General features: G+C 34.1%; 4 protein-coding genes. 1 reads left to right on the forward strand and 3 read right to left on the reverse strand.

The window, feature by feature from the left end:
• Positions 1 to 123: 123 nt before the first annotated feature.
• Positions 124 to 594: a hypothetical protein gene (locus QZN27_RS09565; RefSeq protein WP_296786929.1), complete on the reverse strand. Its 471-nt coding sequence runs from the start codon at positions 592 to 594 to the stop codon at positions 124 to 126.
• Between the two features lie 39 nt (positions 595 to 633).
• Positions 634 to 1,089: a hypothetical protein gene (locus tag QZN27_RS09570; protein WP_296786932.1), complete on the reverse strand. Its 456-nt coding sequence runs from the start codon at positions 1,087 to 1,089 to the stop codon at positions 634 to 636.
• Between the two features lie 117 nt (positions 1,090 to 1,206).
• Between QZN27_RS09570 and QZN27_RS09575 the strand changes: the two genes are divergently transcribed.
• Entirely contained in the window at positions 1,207 to 1,485 is a 279-nt protein-coding gene (locus tag QZN27_RS09575) for a winged helix-turn-helix domain-containing protein (RefSeq protein WP_296786935.1), read from the forward strand.
• Positions 1,486 to 1,527: 42 nt separating this feature from the next.
• On the opposite strand, the gene QZN27_RS09580 is transcribed toward QZN27_RS09575, so the two are convergent.
• Positions 1,528 to 2,865 carry an NCS2 family permease gene (locus QZN27_RS09580; protein ID WP_296786938.1) on the reverse strand — a complete coding sequence of 446 codons (1,338 nt, stop codon included), beginning with the start codon at positions 2,863 to 2,865 and terminating at the stop codon, positions 1,528 to 1,530.
• Between the last annotated feature and the right edge of the window lie 88 nt (positions 2,866 to 2,953).

The following is a 2,953-nucleotide window of genomic DNA, read 5'->3' on the forward strand; positions in this document are numbered from 1 at the left end:
CAGAAAGCTCAATAGTTCTTTTATTCATAACAATATGCTCCATTTTTAGTTAATATTATAATTTTGGTGTTGGTGATATTTAATTATATTGTTATGGTTTAAAAAAAAAGAAAATAAAGAGAGTTATTTTATTATCTCTGCAAGAAAATCATCAGCCTTCATAAAATTATCCCCATGGTTGTCATAGATATACGGAACAATTATGGAAATAACCTTATCATTATCAATATAAACGAATTCCACATTTTCTGACAAATAAAACTTATAAAATCCCTCTTTTCCATCTATTGTCTTTTGTTCAAATCCTTTTTTGATTAATGAATTACCTATTACGGAATCCTCAACGGACTTATCGTCGACTGCAATGTCAACAGTGTCTTTATTTTCAGTATTCTGAAAAACAGTTCTTTCATAAGTAGCATCACTTTCAGATTTTATTGGTTTATCAACATCAAAGCCATCAGGCAAATGGAAACTAACGCCATTAACAGTTACATCATTTCCACTATCAAAAGGCCAGAATGCGCTTACACTGGACATGAATAGAACTGCCAATAAAATTATTGCCAAAGTAAATAATAGTTTCCTATTCATATTGCCTCCAAAAAAAGTTAAGTAAACAAAGATGTTTACTTAATTAAATTTAATTGTATTAATGCACTGTTTTGCAAGATCTAAATCATCACATCCCACAAATACTGTTTTATTTTCGGGTGAAGAAACACCTACAAAATATTTTACAGCATAACTAGAACCTTCAGGAGAAGTAGTATCTTCAAATATTGTTAAATTTCCTTCAACTTTTGGTTCATTAGTAAACAATGTATTACTTTTAATTATTGGAATCAAATTATCCATTCCCGCGTCATAATAACATACATGAATGCTTTCATCATCATTAATCCATGATTGATTGGATACGAATTCCGGAGAATATCTATCAGTCACATTAAAAGTCACATTTTCAGTACAGTTCATCTTGAATTTTCCATCAAAATCATTTTCTTTTGTTAACTCAACTGCACATACACTAGCAATTGAAATAACAGCAATCAATACTATTAAAAAAGTTAATATTTTCCTATTCATAGAAAACCTCCCTAATTTGTAATAGTAATTTTATTAATCACATAATATAAACATTGCTATTAGCATGCTAATATCATATACATATCTATTAAATAGCCAAATTCCAAATTCAAAATTATGAGTAAAAAAGATGATATGAGTATTGTATCTTTGCTAGCTCGTTCCAAAAAAAGAATAAAAGTGTTAAAATCCCTAGAAAATGAAGATAAAATCCCTTCAAAAATCAGCAAGGATATCAACGACAACAGCAACCATGTTTCAAAATATCTAAAGACATTAAAAGAAGCAGAGTTAGTGGAATGCCTCAATGAAGAAGACAAAAGATACAGATTCTACAGCATCACAGATAAGGGCAAATATTATCTTGAAAAGGTAGAAAAAGATTACAATGACTGATTTTAAAAAAAATAAAAAAAAAATAAACCCACAAATGTGAGTCTAAAGTCCAAAGAATAGATATATAATGAATATTGCTACCATCAACCAGATTCCCCAACCTAAATCCTTTGCCTTTCCGCTAGCAATGTTTGTAACGGCGTAAATTACGAATCCCCAAGCTATACCTAATGAAATGGAGTAGGTCAGAATCATCATAATGATAGTCATGAATACAGATGCAGCCACAGTCAGACTGGTCCATTGAACATCCTTTAACTGCTCAATCATCAATATACCGACCATTACCAATGCTGCACAGGTAACAGGGGAAGTGAACAGTCCCAATATCAATGGAGCGAAGAATATTGAAATCAGGAACAGTAACCCGATGACGATAGCTGTTAAACCTGTCCTGCCACCGTTACCAATACCTGCAGCACTTTCCACAAATGCTGTAACGGTACTTGTACCAACCACCGCACCGACAATACCTCCGATCGCATCAGCCAGGAACGCCTTTTCGATTCCAACAGCCTGGCCTTTATCATCCATGAATCCGCATTGCTTTCCTAAACTCATCAGAGTTCCTGTTGTATCAAAAAACGTTACGAATATCAATGAAAACAGAATCATTATTAAGTTCGGAATGTTTGAAAACAGCTGTCCGAATCCTTTGATGAATCCGCAAAACAATGACATATCAAAATTGGCCGATACGATATGTTTCGGAAATGCAGGCATCAATATGTCGCCTGCACCAAATCCTAATGCAGTAAAAATCACTCCAATTATAGCAGTCACAATCAATCCAAGAAATACAGCAGCAGGGATTTTCCTTACATATAAAACCAAAGTAATGATAATGCCTATCAATGCAAGAAGCGCTGGAGGAGTCATAAGAGATCCCATGCTAACAATGGTGGACGGGTCGGAAACGATGATTCCCGGACCTTTTAGTCCTAAAAATGCCAGGAAAAATCCGATTGCAGCACCGATACCATACTTCAAGTCAAGAGGAATGGCATTTAGGATTGCCTCCCTCAAACCGGAAATAGTGATTATAAAAAAGATTATGCTTGAAAGGAATACAGCTGCAAGAGCGGTTTCCCAAGTGTTTCCCATCGACAATATAATCGTATATGTAAACAATGCATTCAGTCCCATACCGGGAGCCAATCCAATAGGATATCTGGCAACCAAACCCATAATCAAACAAGCAACACCGGAAGCCACTGCGGTTGCAAAAAATACTCCAGTGGCGGGCATTCCACCATCAGACAAAACAACAGGATTTACTCCCAAAATATAAGCCATTGCAAGGAATGTAGTAATGCCTGCGGCGATTTCTGTCTTAAAATCAGTCCCATTCTCACTTAATTTAAAAAAATTGTCCAACATATAACCATCAGAATAAATTTAATTCCTATAATATTATTTTAAAAAAAGCAGTATTAAATTTATCCTAATTTTGCATCAGAATTATTCA

Origin of the sequence: uncultured Methanobrevibacter sp. (assembly GCF_900316895.1) — an archaeon.
Lineage (GTDB): Archaea > Methanobacteriota > Methanobacteria > Methanobacteriales > Methanobacteriaceae > Methanocatella.

Coding starts and splice junctions, on each gene's coding strand:
- QZN27_RS09565 (WP_296786929.1), bottom strand. CDS start 594: ATGAATAGGAAACTATTATTTACTTTGGCAATAATTTTATTGGCAGTT.
- QZN27_RS09570 (WP_296786932.1), bottom strand. CDS start 1,089: ATGAATAGGAAAATATTAACTTTTTTAATAGTATTGATTGCTGTTATT.
- QZN27_RS09575 (WP_296786935.1), top strand. CDS start 1,207: ATGAGTAAAAAAGATGATATGAGTATTGTATCTTTGCTAGCTCGTTCC.
- QZN27_RS09580 (WP_296786938.1), bottom strand. CDS start 2,865: ATGTTGGACAATTTTTTTAAATTAAGTGAGAATGGGACTGATTTTAAG.